Raw genomic sequence first — 21918 nt, 5'->3', positions numbered from 1 at the left:
CGTGGCGCGCCCGTGGGACGTCAGCGGCGCGTCAGCTTTCCGTGGCGGGTGCCTCGCCCGACGGCAGCGCCTGCTCGGCCCAGATGACCTTGCCCTCCGCGGTGTACCGGGTGCCCCAGCGTTCCGTGAACTGCGCGACGAGGAACAGGCCGCGGCCCCCCTCGTCGGTGGCCGCCGCGTATCTGAGATGCGGCGAAGTGCTGCTGAAGTCGGAAACCTCGCAGATCAGGGCGCGGTCGCGGAGGAGCCGCACCTTGATCGGGCCGAGGGCGTAACGGATGGAATTGGTGATCAGTTCGCTGAGGATCAGCTCGGTGGAGTACGCCACCTCGTCCAGCCCCCAGTCCGCCAGCTGCCGGGCCACGGCGGCGCGCACCCGGGCCACCTCCGAGGGATGGGAGGGCACCTCCCACTCCGCGATCCGGTCGGGCTGGAGCACGCGGGTACGGGCGACGATGAGCGCGATGTCGTCGCTCGGGCGGTCGGGCAGCAGCGCTTCGAGCACCGCCGAGCAGGTCTCCTCCGGGTCCCGGTGCGGGTGGGACAGCGCGGCGCGCAGCATGAGGAGCCCATCGTCGATCTCCCGGTCGCGGTCCTCGATGAGCCCGTCGGTGTACAGCACCAGGTGGCTGGCCTCGGGCAGCCGCAGTTCCACCGTCTCGAACGGCAGCCCGCCGAGCCCGAGCGGAGTCCCGGCCGGCAGATCGAGGAATTCCACGCTGCCGTCGGTGCCGACCAGCGCGGGCGGCGGATGGCCGGCGCGGGCCATGGAACAGAGCCGGCTCACCGGGTCGTAGATCGCGTAGAGACAGGTCGCGCCCGTGATCACGGCGCCGCCGCCCGCGATGCCCTCGTCATGGTCGATGCGGGTGATCAGATCGTCCAGGTGGGAAAGGATCTCGTCGGGCGGAAGGTCGAGCGACGAGAAGTTGTGGACCGCCGTACGCAGCCGGCCCATCGTCGCCGCCGCGAGCAGGCCGTGTCCGACGACATCCCCCACGACCAGGGCCACGCGGGCGCCGGGCAGCGGGATGACATCGAACCAGTCGCCGCCCACCCCCGACTCCGCGGGCAGATAGCGGTAGGCGACATCGAGGGCGTTCTGCTCCGGCAGCACCTGGGGGAGCAGGCTGCGCTGGAGTGTTTCCGCCATGGCGTGCTCGCGGGTGTAGCGGCGGGCGTTGTCGATGCACACCGCCGCGTGGTTGGCCAGTTCCTCGGCGAGGGATACATCCTCCTCCTCGAAGGGCTCCGGCCGCTCGGCACGCCAGTAGTTGACCACCCCCAGCAGGATGCCCCGGGCGCGCAGCGGCGACGAGATGAGGGAGTGGACGCCGTACGCGATGACCTGGGCGGTCCGCTCGGGGTCCTGGGCCTGCCACCCTCGCGCCAGTCCGAGAGCGGGTTCGACGACCCCGCGCCCGTTCCGCAGGCTTCTCGCCTGCGGAGTGGACGGGGGGAAGACGATCCGCGCGCCCAGCGGGTAGAAGGGGTAGTCGTCGCGGATGCCCACCACGGCCGTACGGCGCAGTTCGGACTCGGCGGTGACCCCCGCCGGGTCCTCACTGCGCAGTACGGCCTCCGCCAGATCCACGGTGACGAAGTCGGCGAACCGCGGGACCGCCACCCGCGCCAGTTCCTCGGCGGTCCGGGTCACATCGAGGGTGGTGCCGATCTCCAGGCCCGCGTCGTACAGGAGCTTGAGGCGTCTTTGCGCCGCTTCCGCCCGGCCCGTGAGCGCACGCAGCTCGGTGGAGTCGCGGAGTGTCGCCACCGTGCCCGGCGGGCCTCCGTCGCGGTCCGTGGAGCGGTTGTTCACCACGATCAGCCGCTCTCCGGTCGTCATCACCTCGTCGCTGGCGACGCGTCCCGAGGCCAAGAGATCGGCCATCTGCGCGTCCAGGCCGAGTTCGGTGACGGCGCGGCCCTCCGGATGCGGAGGCAGATCGAGGAGACGGCGCGCCTCGTCGTTGGCCAGCACCAGCCGGCCGTCGCCATCGACGATGAGCACACCCTCGCGTACGACATGCAGGACCGCGTCGTGGTGCTCGTACATACGGGCTATCTCGACGGGCTCCAGCCCATGGGTCTGACGGCGCAGCCGGCTGCTCACCAGCGCCGTGCCGCCGGTGGCGAGGGCGAGCGAGGCGGCGGCGGCGCCCAGGACGATCGGGAACTCGCGGTTGGCGAGACTGTTCACCTTCTTGATGGTGATCCCGGCCGACACGAGGCCGACCACTTTTCCGCTCGCGTCCTTGACGGGGGTCACCGCCCGTACCGAGAGACCGAGGGTCCCCGGGACGGTCTCGATGATGGTGCGCCCCTTCAGCGACGGCCCGATGGTGCCGATGAAGTGCTCCCCGATGCGCTTCGGGTTGGGGTGGGTGAGCCGGATCCCCTGCATGTTCAGTACGACGACGAAGTCGACGTCGGAGGCTTTGCGGACCGCCTCGGCGCGCGGCTGGAGGATCGCGGTGGGGTCGGGTGCCCGCAGGGCGGGCGCGATTCCCGGCGAGTTCGCGAACGCGGTGGCGACGGAGAGGCAGCGGTTGCGTGCCTCTTGTTCGGTGTCGCGCCGGGACACCAGGAGGAGCGAGACCAGCGAGGACCCGATGAGCAGCAGCACGATCACCAGTTGCAGGGTGAAGACCTGCCCGGCGAGCGTGCGGACGTTCAGCCACGACGGGCGGCGCCACCCCCGCGGCGACCGCGGGGCCCGGCGCCGGAACCATCGTCGCCACCCGCCTTCCGTGCGCGGGTGCTCACGCCGCCGGCTCCGTGGGCGTCGGCCGGAGCGGGCAGACAGGGCCCGAGCCCAGGATCGACCCATATGTCCGGCCATGTACCTACATCTACACTGCCTGTCTTCACACGGCGAACGGGCGTGGGGCCGCCGGGGAAGCCGCAGGGGAGTCGCAGGGGAAGTCGCCAGGGAATACGGGACGGCCCTCAGGGGGTGGCGCCGTGGAGCGGGCGGCCGCTGAGCAGGTTCCAGCGGCCGGCCCGCCCGCTGAGCTCGGTGGCGGTGAGGGGGCGTACGTCAATCCGCCAGAAGGCCGCAGGAGTTGCGCCCAGGGCGTGGACCGCGCAGGCGCGGATGATGTCCGGTTCCGCGACGGCTATGACGCGGCCCCCGGCCGTGCCGCCGTCGCGCTGTGTGCTGTCGCCCGGTGTGCTGTCGCGCTGTGTGCCGTCGCCCAGGGTGTCGAGCCAGTGGGCGGCGCGGGCGAGCAGCGCCAGCAGGGATTCGCCGCCGTGCGGGGCGGACGCCGGGTCCGACAGCCAGGAGGCCAGCGCGTCCGGTTCCGCGACGGCCACTTCGTCGAGGGTCCTGCCCTGCCAGCCGCCCATGGCGCAGGGTGCGAGGGCGGACAGCGGCTTCGCGTCCAGGCCGAGCGCCTTGGCGGTCTGACGACAGCGGGCGGAGGGGGAGACGTACGCGGTGGCGGGGAAGGTTTCCTGTACGGCTTCGGCCTGTCGCAGCCCGAGGGCGTCCAGCCCGTCGCCTGCCGGTTCGTCGCCCGCCGGTTCGCCTGCCGGTTCGCCTGCCGGTTCGCCTGCCGTCGTCGGCTCGGCGGTGCGAGGAAAGCGGGCCTCGCGCAGGGCCGGGTTCATGGCCGGTGAGATGAGCATGAGCCGGGTGGTCATACGGTCCTTCCCGCTTGGTTCCGGCCGTGCTCCGGAAGGGGGCCTCTTGGCCGGTCCACCGGATCGCGGTACCTTCACGTCGAAATCACGACGGCGGAACGGAAGTCCGGTGGGAATCCGGCACGGTCGCGCCACTGTAAGCCGGGCGCCGGTCGCGTACAGCGCGGCGGGGGTCCGGTGAGTCAGACCCGGATGCCGTCGTTCGAGCTCCACTGAATGGGACGCGAGTTCCCCAAGGAGGTTGTGCCATGGCACAGTCCATAGTGCCCCCGGCCGTTTCACCCACCAGTACCACCGGTACCGCTGTCACCCCGCTCCCGCTCCGCGCGGTGCTGCCGTGGGCCGTGTTCGTGGGCACCCTGATGCTGGTGCTGCTGTACTTCGTCGGCGCCGAGCAGGGCGCGACGTCGGTGTTCTCCGGTGCTGAAGTGCACGAGTGGGTTCACGACGGCCGTCATCTCCTCGGCTTCCCCTGCCACTGACGACCGACGGAGATCACGCGTATGCATGCCTCCACCGTCAGAACCCTCCTGGTCCGCGGCATGATCGCGGGCCTGCTGGCCGGACTCTGCGCCTTCGTGCTGGCTTATGTGGCGGGTGAGCCCTCGGTACGGGACTCCATCGCCCAGGAGGAGCTCAGCTCCGCGCCCGCGCATCAGCACGGCGGAGAAGAACACCAGGAGGGCGCGGCAGCGGCAGGAGAAGAGGAAGAGGAGGAGGAACTGGTCAGCAGGCCGGTGCAGTCGACCTTCGGGCTGGCCACCGGCGTTCTGGTGTACGGGGTCGCCCTGGGCGGGATCGCCGCGCTGGTCTTCGCCGTCTGCCTGGGAAGGATCGGCCGGGTCGGTCCGAGGGCGACCGCGGCCCTGCTCGCCGGGGCCGCCTTCGTCACCGTCTATCTGGTGCCGTTCCTGAAGTATCCGGCGAATCCGCCCGCGGTCGGCAACCCGGACACCATCGGCAAGCGCACCACGCTGTTCTTCCTGATGATCGTGTTGAGCGTGTTGCTCGCGGTCGTCGCGGTCATCGCGGGGAGACGGCTCGCGCCGCGTCTGGGCAACTGGAACGCGGCGGTCGCCGCGGGTGGCGGTTACGTCGTCGCCGTGGCGGTGGCCTGCCTTGTCCTGCCCGCCAACACCGATGCCATTCCGGCCACGTTCCCGGCTGCCCTGCTCTGGGAATTCCGGCTGGCGTCGATCGCTGTGCAGGCGTTGCTCTGGACGGCCTTCGGGCTGATCTTCGGGGCGCTCGCGGAGCGGGCGCTCCGGCCGGGGGAGGCCGCCTCGGTGGCGGCCGACAGTGCTGCCGCGCCGGTGCGTACCGCCGGCTGAAGCGGCCCCCGCACCATCGGCTGAACGGGGCCGGGCCCGTGCCTCACCGCGCGGGCCCGGCCCCGTTCGGCCGTCCGTCAGTCGCTGACGCCGACCGCGTGCCCGAACGTCTCGCGGTCCGTGACGAAGTCCAGCATGGCGCGGGCCACGTCCGCGCGGGCGATCGCGTTGGCGGCCGGGCCCGCCTCCACGGCGTGGCGGTAGGTGCCCTTGCCGTCGGCGTCCGTCAGCCGGGGCGGCCGTACCGACGTCCAGTCGAGCCCGCTCTCGCGCAGGATCGTCTCCATCAGTTCGAGATCGGTGTACAGCTCGTTGAGCGCCAGCCGCATCCCGGGCATCGACGCGGACGCGGCGGCGCTGCTTCTCGTCGGCGCCTGCTTCCACCTGGCCTTTCTGGGCCTGTTCTTCGCCCCGGATCCCCCGGAGGGCGTTCTGCGTCCGGAGAGCGAGGCGGATTTCGCGCGGGAGACCGTACGGGCGCTGCTGGCGGGTATCGCCCCGCCGGACGGAACGCTCCCGCCCGGCGTCTGACCTGTCTCGCGGGTCTTGTTCTCGGGGGTCCGTCTCGGGGATGTGACTCGCGGGTCCGGGGGTCCGTCTCGCGGGTTTGTCCCGGGCGCGGCGGGACCGGGGTCGCCGGCTCAGCGGGTCTCGGGCTCAGCCCGTCTCCGGGCTCATCTCTCGGAGCGGCGCCGGTCGCCCGCGCACAGCGCCCAGATGATGAAGAGGTCGACGGCGAGGAGCACGAGGGCCCACAGCGGATAGCGCGGGATCCAGAGGAAGTTCGAGACCGCGCCGAGACCCGCCAGGATCACACCGACCACGCGCGCCCACACCGCGCCTCTCAACAGCGCGCAGCCCGCGAGGAAGATGATGGCGCCGATGATGAGATGGACCCATCCCCAGCCGATGAGACTGAACTCGAACACGTAGTTCCGCGTCGCCAGGAAGATGTCGTCCCTGGCGATGGCGGAAATACCCGCCAGGACCGTCATCGCGCCGCCGAAGATCATGAGAACGGCGGCGAAGACCGTCCATCCGCCGGCAAGTGCCCTCTTGGCTGTCATGGGGCTCTCCCTCGGTGAGGAGACGGGTCGCGGGCCGGTGCCGGCCGGCGGCCATTGACGTCACCTCAAGGTTCCATACGTATGGGTCACCCGCATCTCGTCCGGAGGGCGGCCAGTAGAGTGCGGACTCGGTCTTCCCCCAGTTCAGAGGTGTACGGCAGTGAGCCCCGCCCAGCCCTCCGCGCCCACCGGACCTGACGGGCCCCCTGCGCCCCGGGTGCCGGTGCCGACGTCGGTGCCAGTGCCGATGCCGGTACTGCCGGTGACCGTCGTCGGCATCGGCGCCGACGGCTGGGCGGGGCTGCCCGGCGGTTCCCGGGACGCGCTGCGCGAGGCGGACGTACTCATCGGCGGCCCCCGGCAACTGGCCCTGCTCCCCGGGGAGTGCGCGGGCGAGCGGGTGCCGTGGCCGTCGCCGCTGCGGCCCGCCGTTCCCGGACTGCTCGCCGCCCGTGCCGGGCGCCGGGTCGCCGTCCTGGCCAGCGGGGACCCGATGTTCTACGGGATCGGGCGGACCCTTTCCGAAGTCCTGTCCGAGGTCCCGTCCGAGGCGATGTCCGCGCCCCTTGGTGCCGACGCCGACGCCGACGCCGACGCCCCGCGCGCCGAGGCGCTGCGCGTGCTGCCGCATCCGTCGTCCGTCTCGTACGCGTGCGCCCGGCTGGGCTGGCCGGTGGAGGACACGGAGGTGGTCACGCTCGTCGGCCGCCCCACCGAGCTGCTGGCCGCCGCCCTGCACGACGGCCGCCGGGTCCTGGTGCTCAGCGCGGGCGCCGCGACGCCCGCCGAGGTGGCGGCACTGCTGACCGAGCGCGGATACGGCCCGAGCCGGATGCGCGTACTCGAACAGCTCGGCGCGGACGAGCGTCACACCGAAGCCCTCGCCCAGGACTGGGCCGAGCCCGCCGGTGATCCGCTCAACGTCGTGGCCGTCGAGTGCCGTCGCGCGCCGGACGCGCCGCGCTTCGGCGCCGTACCCGGCCTTCCCGACACGGCGTACGAACACGACGGCCAGCTCACCAAGCGCCATGTGCGCGCCGCGACACTGGCCGCGCTCGCGCCCGCGCCCGGCGAACTGCTCTGGGACATCGGCGGCGGGTCGGGTTCGATCGCCGTCGAGTGGATGCGTACGCACCGCTCCTGCCGCGCCGTCTCGGTCGAGCGCGATCCCGCGCGGGCGGAACGTATCGGCCGCAACGCGCGGGCGCTCGGCGTCCCCGGGCTGCGCGTGGTCACCGGCGGGGCGCCGGGCGCGCTGGCCGGACTGCCGGTGCCGGACGCGGTGTTCATCGGCGGCGGGCTGACCGTACCGGGGCTGCTGGAGAGCTGCTGGGACGCGCTGCCCGCGGGCGGCAGGCTGGTCGCGAACACGGTGACGCTGGAGTCCGAGGCGCTGCTGGCCGAGTGGTACCGCCGCCTGGGCGGGGAACTCGTACGGCTGGCGGTCGCGCACGCCGTTCCGGTGGGCGGGTTCACCGGCTGGCGGCAGGCCATGCCGGTCACTCAGTGGGCGGTCACGAAGGACCACCCTCCGCGGGTCCCTTCAGTGGGCGTCCCCTCAGCAGGAGAAGAACGATGACGGTGTACTTCATCGGCGCCGGTCCCGGCGCCGCCGATCTGATCACGGTGCGCGGCGCCCGCAGGCTGGCCGCCTGCCGGGTGTGTCTGTACGCGGGCAGCCTCGTGCCGCGCGAGTTGCTGGCCGAGTGCCCGCCGGACGCGCGCCTGGTGGACACCGCGCGGATGGACCTGGACGGGATCACGGCCGAGCTGGTCCGGGCACACGAGGAGGGCCACGACGTCGCCCGGCTGCACTCCGGCGACCCGTCGGTCTTCAGCGCCGTCGCGGAGCAGATGCGCCGGCTGGACGCGGCGGGTGTGCCGTACGACGTGGTGCCGGGCGTACCGGCGTTCGCGGCGGCGGCCGCCGCGCTGAAGCGTGAGCTGACGGTCCCGACGGTGGGCCAGACGGTGATCCTCACGCGGATCGCCCAGCGCGCCACCCCGATGCCGGAGGGCGAGGACCTGGCGACCCTCGGCCGGAGCGGGGCGCTGCTCGTACTGCACCTGGCCGCGCGGTACGTGGACCGGGTCGTGGCGGAACTGCTGCCGCATTACGGGGCGGACTGCCCGGCCGCGGTGGTGGCGATGGCCAGCCGCCCGGACGAACTGGTGCTGCGCGGCACGCTGGAGGACATCGCCGGCCAGGTGAAGGCGGCGGGTGTGGTGCGGACGGCGGTCATCATGGTCGGCCGGACGCTGGGCGCGGAGCAGTTCCGCGACAGCCACCTGTACTCGGCCGACAGGGAGCGCCCGCACGCCTGTTGAAGACAGGCCCCAGGAGCGGTCTTTACCTGTCACGCCCGCATCAGGAGCGATACGAGGGTGGCGGCTGCCCGGTAGGTCCGGGGTCGTCGCCGGGCTCGGGCCGCTGTACCGGCCCGGACTGTGCGTGGTCGCGGGGCAGTCGGGACGGCAGGTATGGCGGGCCGACCCCGCGGACGTCGGAGCCTGCGGGCGGGCGTTCGGCACCAACCGCCTGTGCGGGCCGCTCGTCCTCGTGGCCGTGCTCGCCGGGCGGGTCGGTACCCTCGGCTGAGGGGCACGGACCCTGGAGGTGCTGGTGGGACTGCGGGAACGGATCGCGGCCGAACTCATGGAGACCACGCACGGCGGGGATCTCAGGCTGGAGCGGTACGCGGGGCCGCCCGGTGATCCCGGGCTGTTCGGGATCACGCCGGGGGACCCGGTGTGGCGGGTGCACGGGCATGCCACCGGGATGCTCACCGGCGGGTTCGCCGCGCTCATGCTCCAGTCGCTGCATCCGCTGGCCATGGCGGGGGTCGACCAGCACTCCGACTTCCGCGCCGATCCGGTCGGGCGGCTGAACGGAACCGTACGGTTCATCACCACGACCACCTTCGGCTCCTCGGCCGCCGCCCGCGAGGTGATCGACCTCGTCCGGCGGATCCACACCCGGGTGCACGGCACCGCCCCCGACGGCCGGCCGTACCGCGCCGACGACCCCGACCTGCTCACCTGGGTGCACACCGCCGAGGTACGCGGCTTCCTCGCCGGCCACCAGACCTACGCACCCCGGCCGCTCCGGCTGACCCCCGCCGAGTGCGACGCCTACTACCGCCAAGCCGCCCCCGTGGCCGAGGCGTTGGGCGCACGGAACGTACCGCGCACGTCCCTCGAAGCCGAGCGCTACCTGACCCGCCTCCGCCCCCAACTCCACGCCACTCCGGCCGCGTTGGACTCGGTACTGTTCCTCCGCCGCTTCGGACGCACACGACGGGAGCGGCTGGTCGTAGGCCTGCTCATGAACGCCTCGGTCGGACTCCTCCCCGACTGGGCCCGCACCGAACTCGGCATCCACCGCCCGGCCCCCGTCCGCACCGGCTGGGACCGGCCCCTGGCGACGGCCGTCGGACGCACCCTTCAGTGGGGGCTCGGGCCCTCCCGGATCCAGGCCGCCGCGCGGACGCGGCTGGCGGGGGCGCGGCAGGGATGACGTCGAGATCTTCGAGGCGTCCGGAGCAGCTTCCACCCCGCCCCTCAGGCCCTCTCCTGGGCTCTGTCGGCGCGCACGGCTGATGTGTTCGCTGTTGTGTTCGTTCGATGGCTCCACGTGAGATCCGTCCGCACGCCATACTGAGCGAGGCAATCAAACATTCAATAATTCGCCAAAGAACAGCCAAGTCGTGCGGGGGAGTTGGGTGTACGTGGTCGAGATACCGAGCACGCCCGATCCGCTCGCCGCCGCGCTGCTCAGGGTCCGGTATCCCGACGGTACGGCCGTCGGCGTCGGCTTTCTCGTGACCGGCGAACTGGCCGTCACCTGCGCCCATGTCGTGGCCTCCGCGCTCGGACTCGATGACGACGAGCGCCCCGCCGCCGGGGCGACCGTCGAGGTGGACCTGCCGCTCGGCCCGGCGGCCGGCCCGGCGGGCGGGCCCGCGGTGGTTCCGGCGGTGGTTCCGGCGGTGGTTCCCGCGGTGGTGGAGTACTGGCCCGAGGACGGCCCGTCCGGAGCCCGGGACATCGCCGTACTGCGCCTGCGATCCACCGTCCCCGGCTCCGTACCCCTGCGCATGGCCGAGGCGGACGACGTGTGGGGACACCCCGTGCGGACCTTCGGCTTCCCGGCCCGCCACGCCGACGGGGTGTGGCACGCGGGGGTGCTGCGGGCGCGGCAGGGGGCCGGCTGGCTCCAGGTCGAGCGGGCGGCGGGCAGCAACCACGCGATCAGCCGGGGCTTCAGCGGCGCACCGGTCTGGGACGAGCGGCTGGGCGCCGTGGTCGGCATGGTGGTGGCCGCCGACCCCCAGCAGCCGTCCGCGTTCCTCATCCCGACCGGCGAACTGCTGCTCGCCGTACCGTCGTTACGGGAGGTGGTGCTGCCGCCCTCGCCGTTCCGGGGTCTGTCGGCGTTCCAGGAGTCCGACAGCGAGGTCTTCCACGGCAGGGACGAGGAGAGCGACGAGGTCGCCGCGCTGGTCACCGAGCATCCGGTGGTCACCGTCTTCGGGCCGTCCGGCTGCGGGAAGTCGTCGCTGGCACGGGCCGGTGTGGTGCCCCGGCTGAGGAAGGCCGGGCACGCCGTCGTCATCGTACGGCCGGGCGGTCCGGCCGGTCTGCTCGGCGGACTCGCCATGGAGCTGACGCGGCTCACGCGGCCGGAGCTGACCGGCAGCGCGCGGCGCGAGGAGAGCCGGGTGGTGGAGGCGGAGCTCTCCGTGCACGGCTGGGGGGAGATCCTGGCGCAGCTGACGGGTACGGGCGCGGGCGCGGGGACGGGTACGGGTGTGGGCGGCGGTGCGGGTACGCGTCGCGCTCGCGGCGTACACGGTCTCGTCGTGGTCGTGGACCAGCTTGAGGAACTTCTCGACCAGGGCCAGGGCCCCACGGCCCGGTCCGCCGCCGAGGCCGTCGGCGTGCTGTTCCCCGAACACCCGCCGTCGGGGCTGCGCGTGCTGTCGACACTCCGCGCCGACTTCCTGGAAGCCGTCAGCGCGCGCCCCGGTCTGGAACGCGCCCTGCGGGGGAAGTCGCTCCTCCTGCCCACGATGTCCGCCGAACAGGTACGGCAGGCGGTGGTCCTGCCGGTGCGGGCGATCGCGTCCGTCGCGTACGCGGACGGACTGGAGCAGCGCATCCTCGCCGACTGCGGCGACGCGCACGGAGTGCTGCCGCTGCTGGAGTTCACCCTCGACCAGCTGTGGGAGCGGCAGCGGGGCGGGCTGCTCACCCATCGGGCGTACGAGGAACTCGGCGGCGTCAGCGGCGCGTTGGCGGAGCGGGCCGAGACCGTATGGCGGCGCGCGGCACGGAAGGCCGACGGGCCGGATCGGGCGGAGGGGGCCGACGAGGCCACGGCACGGCGGCTGTTCACCCGTCTGGTCCGGCTGCCGCTCGGCGGCCCGGCGGCCACGCGCCGCGTCGTGCCCCGCGCCGAGCTGGGCGAGCCGGAGTGGACGGTCGCCCGGGCGCTGGCCCGGGAACGGCTGGTGGTCATCGGCCTCGACGACGAGAAGCGGGAGACCGTCGAGCTGGCCCACGAGGCGCTGATCCGGGCGTGGGACCGGCTCGGCGGGTGGGTGGAGCGCGACCGGGACTTCCTCGCGTGGCGGGAGGGGATACGGCACGACCGGGAACGCTGGGAGGCCGCCGGGCGCGCACCGGATCTGCTGCCCGCCGCCTCGGCCCTGGACGCGGCGCGCCGCTGGGAGCGCGAGCGTGGCGAGGATCTGAGCGAGGCCGACGCCGACTTCCTGCGCCGGGGGCGCGACCGGGAGCGGACGAGAACCCGGCGCAGGCACGGGCTGTTCACCGGCATCGGCACCGTACTGGCGCTGGCGGCGGTGCTGGGCTCGCTCTTCGTCGTCCAGACCGGAGTCACCGAGGAACGCGCCGCCGCTGCGGACTCCCGCTCCATGGCGGCGACCTCGGCGGACCTGCGCACCACCGACCCGGCGCTGTCCGCGCTGCTCGCGATCTCCGCGTACCGCCGCGAGCCCACGGAGTCCGCGCGCGACGCCCTGTTGCAGAGCTATCTCACGTACGGGCGGGCCCGCTGGCTGATGTCGGGGACGCTGGGCAAGGTGGAGCGCGTCGCCGCGAGTGGCGACGGACGCGTCGTGCTGGCGACCACCAGGCTCGGACGGGCCACCCTGTTCGTACGGAGTGACGACGGGGAGATACGCGCGGCGCACCTTCCGGCGGAGGCGGAGGCGCGGTATCCGGTGGTCGCGCCGGACGGGAGCGGCGTGGGGTACATCGGGAGGGACGGCTCGCTGGTGTGGCACGAAGTGCGCCCGGAGACAGCTCAGTTGCTGGGTCCGGCCCGGACGATGGCCGTGGAGCCGACGAAGCCGACGGGCACGACCGAGACGACGGGCACGACCGAAACGACGGACACGACGGACACGACGGACACGACCGAGGCGAAGGATCGCCTCGGCCTCGTGTCTCCCCGGGGCGCGGCGATCTCCTCCGACGGCGGTCGGGTGGCGGCTGTCGTCGGCGACCATCTCGCGGTCTGGGACCTGGACAAGGGCACGGTCGTGCGTACGATCTCGCCTCCTGAGGGCCAGGACACCTTCGCGAAGGTCTGGTTCGGGCCCGACCGGGACACCCTGCTGGCGTCCGCGAACCGCGACCCCGCCTCCCTGGACGACAACGTGTACACGGTGCTGGCCTACCAGGGGTCCCGCGCGCCGCGCACCGTCGCCACGGGTGTGCAAGGGGCGGAAGTCTCCGGCGACGGAACCGCGTTGGTCCACTGCCGTGCTTCGGACGGGGCGGACCGGGGGCTCTACCGGGTGGTTCGGATCGCGGACGGCCAGGAACGCGGCCGGTTCAGGGACACCAACCAGCGGTGCCAAAGGGATCTCGTCGTCGACCGTACCGGGCTGCGGGTGGGCGTCGCGGACGGCATCCGCTCCCTCACGCGGTTGTTCGACACGGAGCGGCGGAAGCTGATCGCGGTGACCGGGACGGGGACCGAGCCGCAGGCGGGCGGCAGCAGCTTCGGTGTGCGCGAGGCGTTCCCCCGTCTCCTGGAGGACGGCGGCAGGACGTACCTGCTGAGTTATGACCGGGCCGGCGCCGTCATGACCGCCATGACCGCCGATGTCGAGGAGTTCCTGCCGCGCGACGATCGTTCCTTCGACGCACTCACACCGGACGGTTCCACCGTCATCAGCAAATCGCCCGACGGCGCGCGGCTGCGGTCCTACGCCGTGGGCCAGGGATTCAGGGAGGTCGCCTCGGCGAAGCGGCCGGACCCGGTCGCGGGAGGGGAGGCGGGCATCCGGATCAGTGGTGACGGCTCGCTGGTGGCGGATCCCGCCGTGACCGGCGAGATCCATATCCGCGAGGTGCCGTCCCTGCGACGGATCGCCACCGTCCCCACCGGGGTCCGTACCGGGTCGGTCCTCCGGTTCGCCGATGAGAGGTATCTCCTGGTCGCGACCCGCGACGTCATCGAGCGCTGGGACGCCAGGACAGGACGGCTTGCCGACCGTATCGATCTGAGCGCGACGGATCTGGCCGACACGGTGGCGGACACCCCCTTCCTCGGGTCCTACCCCAGGCAGGGGCATGTGGCTGTCCTCGGGGACACGTATATCCACGTTGTCGACCTCGGCGAAGGGCGCGAGGTGAGGGAACTCCGGATCGACATCGGGAACGATGTGACCGACGTCCGGTTCGACGCCGAGGGCACCTACATGGCGGTCCTCCGCCGGGGCGGGGTCTGGGAGCTGTGGCGGCTCGATCCGCTCCGCCGGGAGCTCGGTCCGATGCCGGGCGTCGGTGAGGGAGGCGATTTCGTCTTCGAGTTCATGGACACGGAGGGGCGCCTCCTGGTGGCGGACGCCGGGCGAGTACGGATCTACAGAGCCGGAAGCCGTACGTACGAAGCCGCCTTCGACTTCGGGACGCAGTCCGACAGCGTGCTGGGGACGTTTCCCGCCGCTGCCGCCACCCAGGGCCCGACGGTCCTGTACACCAACGACGCCCAGACGACCTCCGTACGCCTGGACCCCGAGGAGTGGGCCCGGGGACTCTGCGCGGTGATCGGACAGCGCACCCTCACGCGGGCGGAGCGGGACGCGGTACCGGCGGAGGTGCCGCCGGGGGCGGTGTGCGGGGACTGAGCGCCGGGGGCGGGTCCTGGCGGGCCCGCGAGGATCGACCGCCCCCGCGGCCTCGGAGACCAGCCGGGACGCCCCGGGCCGGCAAGCCGACCTGGGGCCTGCAAGCCGACCTGGACCGACTCCTGGGATCTACCGCCGCTGTCCACGCCGCAGTGGCATAGCGGCGAGCGCGAGCAGAATGGCGAGCCCGAGCAGCACGATCGTCCCGGGCACGGGTTGCCTGGCGCGCCAGAGCTGGACCGGAAGCCCGATCCAGGGCACGCGCAATCGGGCTACGCCTTTGAGCGCCGCGCGCCGTACCGGGGAGGAGTCGGGTGCGGAGTTGGCGTCACCTTTGGTGATCAGGTCGTTGTTGGGAAGTACCCGGTGGACCCGGTGGGTGAGCAGATGGTTCGGTCGGGTGGGGTCCTGGACCAGCACGATCCGGCCCACCGCCGGTGTGCGGTCGTGCGGTGTCGGCTGGTAGAGAACGACGTCGCCCGGCATGAGGGCGGGACGCATGGAGCCGGACTGCACCACGCCCGCTGTCCAGCCCAGCGCCATCACCGGCACATGCGCCCACACCAGCAGACCGACCATCGAGCCGACCACGGTACGTGAGATGACCACGGTGACCACGCGGATCGGGTTCGGGACGCCCTTGGCCGTAGGCCGGTCGAACGCGCCGGCGGCCAGGTCACCGGGGAAAGTCACTCGCGCTCCCGCGCTTCCCAGGTGAAGGACACCTCGTTGGTGGCGACACCTTGCGAGTTGTTGGGTGCGCTCGGGCTGAACTTCCACGCGAATCGGAAGCTCATCGAGTTGGGTGGCTTGCCGGGCAGGGTCCAGGGACCCACACCGGTGCGGAAGTCGGTGTACAGGGCCACGAACTGGTCCAGGGTGCCGTTGAACGCGGTCCTGTGCGGAGTGAAGCCGTCGCAGTCTCCGGCGTTACCACCCCTGCCCACCTCGATTTTGAGGTCGATGAAGGATTGGAAGGTGCTGGGCCAGTTCGGTGAGTTGCCGTACAGCTTGAGCGCGGTGGGGAAACTGGCGTTCGACTTGATCTCGATGCAGTTGGAGCCTGTCTCGCCGGGCCGCATGTTGTTGATGCGGAACATGGGCACTTTGCTGTCGTTGGCCAGCCCCACCGCGCCGGCGGTCCACGTGTTGCCGCTGTTGCTGCTGGTCCCACTCCAGTCGGCGTTGGTGGCACCCCAGACCAGAGCACCGCTGAGCAGTAACCCGAGCGGAACGGGCACCACCTGTGCCAGGACGTGCAGCCAGGGACGCGCCATCGCCCACTCCGTTCAATTCCGTTCAATTCCGTCGGGGCCGCAGCATATTGTTTCCCCCTGTCCCACCTGCGGCGGTGACGCTCCGTGTCGCAATCCGCACTGTCATGACATCGCGACTGATGACCACCAGCGACCGCTGTCGGCCGAACGAGGCAACGCGGTCCACGACGGCCGGCCGAGCCGGCCTGCGCGTCAGTCGACTCCCCTGAGATAGACGCGGCTGACCCGGTCGTCCAGCGGATGCACCGCGATCCGCAGGGAGTTCAGCTGCCCCTCGCACGGTGCGCAGATCTGCCCCTCCCGGACGTCGGGAAGAGTCTCGGGCTCCGCGAGACCGAGGTGGGAGAAGGGCGCAGTCGGTTCGACGGACTTACGGAGCGGCTTGTCCCGACGCGTCAGTTCGATCCGGGGCGCCAGTCCGGTGACGAACGCGTCGGCCTCCGGGGTGGACAGCGAGAAGGCCAGCAGCAGTTCGTCGTCCTGAAACCCGTTCTGGTACGCGGCCCGGCGATCGGTGGCCGTCGCGGGGACCTCGACGCCGAGCCGCTTGCCGACGCTCTCGGGCGTCGCGTCCTCCGCCCAGCTGGGCACCTGGCCGCGCGCGCCGACGGAGTCGCCGGTCGTGGCGGCCGAGCAGGAGGCCAGGACCGTACCGAGCACGACGGCCACCCCCGGAGCGAGGGCACGGCGGGACGGACTGCTCTTCACCGGACTCCTTCGCGACCCGGGTCGCTGCGGCCCACCACCGTACCCGCCCTGTCGATACAGATCACATCCACCTCCACCGGCGCCCCGCGCAGCACCCCCAGCGCCTCGTCCCGTGCCCGCCTCGCGACCTCGTCGCCGAGCGGCACGCCACGGGACTGGCACAGGCGCAGCGCCTCCAGGCCCGTGTTGGCCGCCGCCACCCGCTCCGCCAGCGGTGCGTCCGCGCCCGCCGTCAGGGCCAGTTGGGAGAGGAAGGCCTTGTCCACCTGGGAGCGGGCCGAATGGAGATCCAGGTGGCCCGCCGCCAGCTTGGAGAGTTTGGCGAAGCCGCCGCAGAGGGTGAGGCGGTCGACCGGGTGGCGGCGGATGTACTTGAGTACCGCGCCCGCGAAGTCACCCATGTCCAGGAGGGCGTCCTCGGGGAGGTCGTAGGCCGCGAGGACCGTCCTCTCCGACGTCGATCCCGTACAGCCCGCCACATGCGTGCGGCCCGCCGCGCGGGCCACGTCCACGCCGCGTCTGATCGAGTCGATCCAGGCCGAGCAGGAGTACGGGACGACGATGCCCGTCGTGCCGAGGATGGAGAGGCCGCCCAGGATGCCCAGCCTCGGGTTCCAGGTGGAGCGGGCTATCTCCGCGCCGTTGTCCACGGAGACGGTGATCTCCACATCGCCCGTACCGCCGTGGCGGGCCGCCACCTCCGCCACATGGGAGCGCATCAGCCGGCGCGGGACCGGATTGATCGCAGGTTCGCCCACCTCCAGGGGGAGACCGGGGCGGGTGACCGTACCCACACCCGGGCCCGCGCGGAAGACGACCCCCGCGCCCGGCGGCAGCAGTCGTACGGTGGCACGGATCAGGGCGGCGTGGGTCACGTCGGGGTCGTCGCCCGCGTCCTTGACGACGCCCGCCATAGCCCGGTCCCCGGCGGTCAGGTCCTCCGTGGCCAGGGCGAAGGACGGTGTCCGGTCCTTCGGCAGCGTGATGGTGACGGGGTCGGGGAACTCGCCGGTCAGCAGCGCCGTGTACGCGGCCGTCGTCGCCGCCGTCGCGCAGGCACCGGTCGTCCAGCCGGGCCGGAGGCCGGTGTGCTTGAGTTGGGCGGCGCGCCCGCCCTTCCCCTCCTCAGTCATGGAAAGACCCACCGGCGACATGGAAAGACCCACCGACGATGCGTGAACCGACCCCGACTCCGGCCCATGTGCTGATCCTCGGCGGTACGACGGAGTCGCGCCGGCTCGCCGAGCGCCTGCACGGCGACGGCCGCCTCCGCGTCACCAGCTCTCTCGCCGGCCGGGTCGCCCGGCCCGTGCCGCCGCCCGGTGACGTACGGATCGGCGGGTTCGGCGGCGCCGAAGGGCTGGCGCGCTGGCTGCGCGAGCACCGCGTGGACGCGCTCATCGACGCCACCCATCCCTTCGCCGACACCATCAGCCGTAACGCGGCACATGCCGCCGCGTTCACCCATGTTCCCCTGCTCTCTCTGCGCCGCCGCGCCTGGGTGCCGGTCGCCGGTGACGACTGGCACGTGGTCGGCTCGCTGGCGCGGGCCGCCGAGAAGCTGACCGCGCTGCGGTGCGCGCGGGTCTTCCTCACCACCGGGCGGATGGGGCTCGCCGCCTTCGCGCACCTCGACGAGGTGTGGTTCCTCGTACGGTCCGTGGACGCCCCGGAACCTCCGTGCCCGGCCCGTACGGAAGTGCTGCTCGACCGGGGGCCGTTCACCCTCGACGGGGAGCGGGAGATCCTGCGCCGCCATCGCGTCGACGCCGTGGTGACGAAGGACAGCGGCGGCGAGGCCACCGCGCCCAAGCTCACGGCCGCCCGCGAGGCGGGGATTCCGGTCGTGGTCGTCCGTCGGCCGGCCGTCCCGGAGGGGGTGTCCTCGGTGGCCACGGTCGAGGGCGCGGTGGAGTGGCTGGCTCAGCTTCGCGGGGATTCCGGGGGCGCCGGGTTTCCCACGGCCCCCGGGCTCTCCGGGTAGCGGCGCGGGGTCCAGACCACCGTCTCGCCCTCGCCTCCGCCCTCTCCCGCGCCCCGCCGCGCGGTCACCGTCCGCGACGAGCCGACCAGCAGGATCGTCCGCATGTCGACCTGCGCCGGATCGAGATCGGCCAGCCGCACGACCCGTACGCTCTCCTCCGGCCCGCCCACATCGCGGCCGAGGACGACGGGGGTGTCCGGAGCGCGGTGTTCCAGGAGGAGTTCGCGGGCCTTGCCGACCTGCCAGGTCCGGCTGGCGGAACCGGGGTTGTAGAGCGCGAGCACCAGGTCCGCGCCCGCCGCCGCGCGCAGCCGTTCGGCGATGACCTCCCACGGCTTGAGCCGGTCGGAGAGCGAGAGCACGGCGTAGTCGTGGCCGAGCGGGGCGCCGACCCGGGCCGCGGCGGCGTTGGCGGCGGTCACGCCCGGGAGTACGCGTACGGGCACGTCCCGGTACGGATCGGCGGACGCGGCCTCCAGAACGGCCGTGGCCATCGCGAAGACCCCCGGATCGCCGCCCGAGACCACGGCCACGCGCCGGCCCCGCCGCGCGAGGTCGAGGGCGAACTCCGCGCGCTCCGACTCCACCTTGTTGTCGGAGCCGTGGCGCCGCTGGCCGGGGCGGACCGGAACACGGTCCAGATAGGTGGTGTAGCCGACGAGATCCTGGGCGGCGGCGAGCGCGCCGCGCGTCTCGGGCGTGAGCCACAGCGGCCCGGCGGGGCCCGTCCCCACGACCACCACGTCACCGGTTGATCCGCTGACCTCACCGGTTGATTCGCCGGCCTCGCCGACCGGTTCGTCGGAGCCCCCGGGTACGGCACGCGCGGCGACGCGGCTCGGCAGCACCGCCACCGAGAAGTACGGGACCGATTCCGGGTCCGTGTCGGCCAGCGCCCCGGTGCGTTCGCCGCTCATCGTGGCGCGCTCGACGTACCGCGCGTCCGCCAGCCGGCCCGCGCGCTCGACCGCCCGCCGTACGGTCGGGAACGTACGGCCGAGCTTCATCACCACCGCCGAGTCCGCCGAGGCGAGCCGGGCGGTCAGCTCCTCCTCGGGCAGCGTGCCCGGCAGGATCGTCAGCACCTCCTCGCCCTCGACGAGCGGGGTGCCGAGCCGTGCCGCCGCCGCGCTCACGGACGTGACACCGGGGACGACCTCGGTCGGATAGCGGTCGGCCAGCCGCTTGTGCATATGCATGTACGAGCCGTAGAAGAGCGGATCGCCCTCGGCGAGCACCGCGACCGTGCGCCCGGCGTCCAGATGGGCGGCGAGCCGGGCGGCCGACTCGGCGTAGAACTCGTCCATCGCGCCCTGATAGCCGCCGGGGTGGTCCGTGGTCCCGGTGGTGACCGGGTAGACCAGCGGTTCCTCGATGTGGTCGGCGCGCAGATGCTCGGCGGCTATGGACCGGGCTATGGACCGGCCGTGGCGGGCGCTGTGGTACGCGATCACATCGGCCTCGGCGATGATCCGTACGGCCCGTACGGTCATCAGGGACGGGTCTCCCGGCCCCAGACCGACTCCGTACAGCCGGCCCACGCCACGCTCGCCGGCCGGGGGACGCGCGTTCGCGGCCTGCTCACCGGTGGTGGTGCTCCGGGCGCTCATTCTTCCTCGCTCGCGATCGCGTTGACGGCCGCGGCGGCGAGGGCGCTGCCGCCGCGTCGTCCCCGTACGACCAGGTGTTCCAGGCCGGAGTGGTGTCCGGCGAGCGCGTCCTTGGACTCGGCGGCGCCGATGAAACCGACCGGCACCCCGATGACCGCCGCCGGGCGCGGGGCGCCGTCCTCGATCATCTCCAGCAGCCGGAAGAGGGCGGTCGGCGCGTTGCCGACGGCCACCACCGCGCCCTCCATCCGGTCCCGCCACAGCTCCAGTGCCGCGGCGCTGCGGGTCGTCCCCAACTCGGCGGCGAGGGCGGGCACCGACGGATCGGAGAGGGTGCAGACGACCTCGTTGTCCGCGGGCAGCCGCTTGCGGGTGACCCCGCTGGCGACCATCGCCACATCGCACAGCACGGGCGCGCCCGCGCGCAGCGCCTCGCGGGCGCGGAGCACCACACCGGGGCTGAAGGCGAGGTCACGCACCAGGTCGACCATGCCGCAGGCGTGGATCATCCGCACCGCGACCCGCGAGACCTCGGCGGGCAGCCCGGTGAGGTCCGCCTCGGCGCGGATCGTGGCGAAGGACCGGCGGTATATCGCCGCGCCGTCCTTCTCGTACTCGAACCCTGTGGGCACTGTGGACACCGTGGTCTTCTCGCTCATCTCGTCATGGGGGTCATGCGTGCCGCCGCGACCGCGTCGGCGAGTTCTGGTCCTGTGGTGGTGGTGCTCGGGAGATCTCCCTGTCCCTGTACGGAGATGTCGTAGCGGCCTTCGCCCGTCGCGACCACATCCACCCACCGGCCGCGCGGATGGCCGCAGCGGCGCGCGCATCCCGACCAGTGGACGGGCAGTCCGCCCGAGCCGTGGGACACGGCATGGGCCACGGCATGGGACACCGCCGCAGTCGCGTCGGACCGTACGTCCGCCAGCGCCTTCGCGCAGCCGGGCCGGCCGGTGCAGGCGCCGACCCCGTACCAGGGAGAGCCGGGGTCGGTGATCAGCCCGGCCGTACGGAGCCGGTCCAGGACGCCGCCGGCCGCGGCCGGGGCCACCCCCGGCACGATCACTCCGCGCCACGGGGTCACGCGCAGCGGTCCGTTCGCCGTCGCCGCGAGCAGCCGCCACTGGGCCACGCTCAGCCGGCCGAGGCGGGCGTGGACGGAGAGTGCCACGGTTCCGTCGGGCGACCGCACGGGACCTGGAATGGGAGGTTCCCCTTCCCGTTCCGGCCCAATGTCCTGCGCGGGCGCCTCCGTCACGTACTCCGTCGCGATCCCGGCGTCCGCCAGCCCCGCCCGTACCGCCGCGTCCAGCCCCCGGCCGTCCTCGGCGGGCAGCTCCCTTACCCGCCAGGCCCCCGACCCACTCGCCTCCGCGAGCGTGAGGAACGTCTCCGCCGCCAACAGGGCCGCGCGCGGGGCGTCCTCGGGAGCCACGCGTGGGCCCGACCGGTTTGCCCCGGTACGTACGACGACCGATCCGTCCCGGCGTGCGAGCAACGTCACATCGGCGCCGAGGGCCGCCACATCGCCGCGTCCGTCGTCCAGCGCGAAGAGGAACCGCCCGGAGAGGGCCGCCGCCCGCGCGCTCGCGCAGAGCAGTCCGTCCAGCTCGGCAGCCCACGACTGGACGTCGGCGGAAGGCCGTTCGTCCAGTCCGGCCAACGGTGACGCGACGATGTTCCGTACCCGCTCGTGTGTCTCCGAGGGCAGCAGCCCGGCGTCGTGCAGCAGTCCGGCCAGCTCCGCGCCGCAGCTCTCGTCGAGGCCGCGCAGCTGCACATTGCCCCGGGAGGTGAGGTCCAGATGTCCGTCGCCCAGCCGCTCCGCCGCGTCCGCCGGCGCCTCCGCCTGACGGAGCGTCAACAGTCCGGCGGGCAGCCGCAGTCGGGCCAGACGGCCGTCATCGGCGGCATGCAGCCGCAGCGCGCCTGGACAGGCGTCGCCGCGCTCCCGCAGAGGAACCCGCGGGGACTCCCGTACGGCGGCCCGCGGCTCGGACCGTACGGCGGCCCGCGGGGACTCCCGTACGGCAGCCCGCGGCTCGGGCCGTACGGCAGCCCGCAGGGGGGCTTCGTCCCGGTTCACGGGTGTTGGCGAGGTGGGCGGCATGGCGGCGAGCATACCCAC

The 21918-nt window shown here is 72.8% G+C and carries 19 protein-coding genes and 1 riboswitch; of the genes, 8 read left to right on the top strand and 11 right to left on the bottom strand.

Translation table 11 applies throughout. The features are described 5' to 3' along the window. Window positions 1-31: 31 nt before the first annotated feature. Complete coding sequence (locus ACFRMN_RS04355; RefSeq protein WP_383012933.1) at window positions 32-2830, bottom strand: SpoIIE family protein phosphatase; 2799 nt, start codon at window positions 2828-2830, stop codon at window positions 32-34. A 119-nt stretch (window positions 2831-2949) separates the two neighbouring features. After that, window positions 2950-3648 (bottom strand): histidine phosphatase family protein, encoded by a 699-nt coding sequence (locus ACFRMN_RS04350; RefSeq protein ID WP_383012930.1) that lies wholly within the window; start codon window positions 3646-3648, stop codon window positions 2950-2952. A 100-nt stretch (window positions 3649-3748) separates the two neighbouring features. After that, window positions 3749-3836: riboswitch (cobalamin riboswitch) on the top strand. 60 nt (window positions 3837-3896) lie between these two features. On the opposite strand from ACFRMN_RS04350, the gene ACFRMN_RS04345 reads away from it, so the two are divergent. Beyond that, the gene (locus ACFRMN_RS04345; RefSeq protein WP_383012927.1) at window positions 3897-4130 is read left to right on the top strand and encodes a CbtB domain-containing protein; all 234 of its coding nucleotides are present in this window, start codon (window positions 3897-3899) and stop codon (window positions 4128-4130) included. Window positions 4131-4151: 21 nt separating this feature from the next. Next, a complete protein-coding gene (locus tag ACFRMN_RS04340) occupies window positions 4152-4979 on the top strand; it encodes a CbtA family protein (protein WP_383012924.1) in 828 nt (275 codons plus the stop codon). 77 nt (window positions 4980-5056) lie between these two features. Here the strand turns inward: ACFRMN_RS04340 and ACFRMN_RS04335 are convergent, their stop codons facing one another. Further along, window positions 5057-5308 (bottom strand): NAD(P)H-binding protein, encoded by a 252-nt coding sequence (locus ACFRMN_RS04335; protein WP_383012921.1) that lies wholly within the window; start codon window positions 5306-5308, stop codon window positions 5057-5059. On the opposite strand from ACFRMN_RS04335, the gene ACFRMN_RS04330 reads away from it, so the two are divergent. Next, window positions 5292-5510: a hypothetical protein gene (locus tag ACFRMN_RS04330; protein ID WP_383012918.1), complete on the top strand. Its 219-nt coding sequence runs from the start codon at window positions 5292-5294 to the stop codon at window positions 5508-5510. The genes ACFRMN_RS04335 and ACFRMN_RS04330 overlap by 17 nt on opposite strands. Before the next feature lie 143 nt (window positions 5511-5653). On the opposite strand, the gene ACFRMN_RS04325 is transcribed toward ACFRMN_RS04330, so the two are convergent. Further along, window positions 5654-6046 carry a hypothetical protein gene (locus ACFRMN_RS04325; protein ID WP_383012915.1) on the bottom strand — a complete coding sequence of 131 codons (393 nt, stop codon included), beginning with the start codon at window positions 6044-6046 and terminating at the stop codon, window positions 5654-5656. A gap of 247 nt (window positions 6047-6293) precedes the next feature. Here ACFRMN_RS04325 and cbiT point away from each other — a divergent pair, with 247 nt between their 5' ends. From cbiT to ACFRMN_RS04305, 4 genes are all read left to right on the top strand, one after another. Further along, window positions 6294-7625: a precorrin-6Y C5,15-methyltransferase (decarboxylating) subunit CbiT gene (cbiT, locus tag ACFRMN_RS04320; protein WP_383012912.1), complete on the top strand. Its 1332-nt coding sequence runs from the start codon at window positions 6294-6296 to the stop codon at window positions 7623-7625. After that, complete coding sequence (cobM, locus tag ACFRMN_RS04315; protein ID WP_383012909.1) at window positions 7622-8374, top strand: precorrin-4 C(11)-methyltransferase; 753 nt, start codon at window positions 7622-7624, stop codon at window positions 8372-8374. The genes cbiT and cobM overlap by 4 nt, the downstream gene beginning before the upstream one ends. A 328-nt stretch (window positions 8375-8702) precedes the next feature. Then, window positions 8703-9563 (top strand): oxygenase MpaB family protein, encoded by an 861-nt coding sequence (locus tag ACFRMN_RS04310; protein ID WP_383013068.1) that lies wholly within the window; start codon window positions 8703-8705, stop codon window positions 9561-9563. A 211-nt stretch (window positions 9564-9774) separates the two neighbouring features. Then, window positions 9775-14211 (top strand): hypothetical protein, encoded by a 4437-nt coding sequence (locus ACFRMN_RS04305; protein WP_383012906.1) that lies wholly within the window; start codon window positions 9775-9777, stop codon window positions 14209-14211. A gap of 129 nt (window positions 14212-14340) precedes the next feature. On the opposite strand, the gene ACFRMN_RS04300 is transcribed toward ACFRMN_RS04305, so the two are convergent. The 4 genes from ACFRMN_RS04300 to ACFRMN_RS04285 form a co-directional block, all read right to left on the bottom strand. Then, window positions 14341-14904: a signal peptidase I gene (locus tag ACFRMN_RS04300; RefSeq protein ID WP_383012903.1), complete on the bottom strand. Its 564-nt coding sequence runs from the start codon at window positions 14902-14904 to the stop codon at window positions 14341-14343. Further along, window positions 14901-15488, bottom strand: a complete 588-nt coding sequence (locus tag ACFRMN_RS04295; protein WP_383012900.1) for a hypothetical protein — start codon at window positions 15486-15488, stop codon at window positions 14901-14903. The genes ACFRMN_RS04300 and ACFRMN_RS04295 overlap by 4 nt, the downstream gene beginning before the upstream one ends. 192 nt (window positions 15489-15680) lie before the next feature. Next, complete coding sequence (locus ACFRMN_RS04290; RefSeq protein WP_383012897.1) at window positions 15681-16196, bottom strand: hypothetical protein; 516 nt, start codon at window positions 16194-16196, stop codon at window positions 15681-15683. Then, complete coding sequence (locus ACFRMN_RS04285; RefSeq protein WP_383012894.1) at window positions 16193-17329, bottom strand: cobalt-precorrin-5B (C(1))-methyltransferase; 1137 nt, start codon at window positions 17327-17329, stop codon at window positions 16193-16195. The genes ACFRMN_RS04290 and ACFRMN_RS04285 overlap by 4 nt, the downstream gene beginning before the upstream one ends. Before the next feature lie 38 nt (window positions 17330-17367). On the opposite strand from ACFRMN_RS04285, the gene ACFRMN_RS04280 reads away from it, so the two are divergent. After that, window positions 17368-18180 carry a cobalt-precorrin-6A reductase gene (locus ACFRMN_RS04280; protein WP_383012891.1) on the top strand — a complete coding sequence of 271 codons (813 nt, stop codon included), beginning with the start codon at window positions 17368-17370 and terminating at the stop codon, window positions 18178-18180. Here ACFRMN_RS04280 and ACFRMN_RS04275 read toward each other — a convergent pair. The 3 genes from ACFRMN_RS04275 to cobG all read right to left on the bottom strand — a co-directional run bounded on the left by ACFRMN_RS04275 (window position 18120) and on the right by cobG (window position 21900). After that, a complete protein-coding gene (locus tag ACFRMN_RS04275) occupies window positions 18120-19673 on the bottom strand; it encodes a precorrin-2 C(20)-methyltransferase (RefSeq protein WP_383013065.1) in 1554 nt (517 codons plus the stop codon). The two genes, ACFRMN_RS04280 and ACFRMN_RS04275, sit on opposite strands and share 61 nt — an antisense overlap. 113 nt (window positions 19674-19786) lie before the next feature. Next, window positions 19787-20449: a precorrin-8X methylmutase gene (locus ACFRMN_RS04270; RefSeq protein WP_383012888.1), complete on the bottom strand. Its 663-nt coding sequence runs from the start codon at window positions 20447-20449 to the stop codon at window positions 19787-19789. Further along, window positions 20446-21900 (bottom strand): precorrin-3B synthase, encoded by a 1455-nt coding sequence (gene cobG, locus ACFRMN_RS04265; protein WP_383012885.1) that lies wholly within the window; start codon window positions 21898-21900, stop codon window positions 20446-20448. Before cobG ends, ACFRMN_RS04270 begins: the two co-directional genes overlap by 4 nt. Window positions 21901-21918: the final 18 nt, after the last annotated feature.

Source organism: Streptomyces sp. NPDC056835, from assembly GCF_042789485.1.
Taxonomy (GTDB): domain Bacteria; phylum Actinomycetota; class Actinomycetes; order Streptomycetales; family Streptomycetaceae; genus Streptomyces.
Note: the sequence above shows the minus strand (reverse complement) of the source record. Positions and strands in the feature narration are given on the sequence as shown.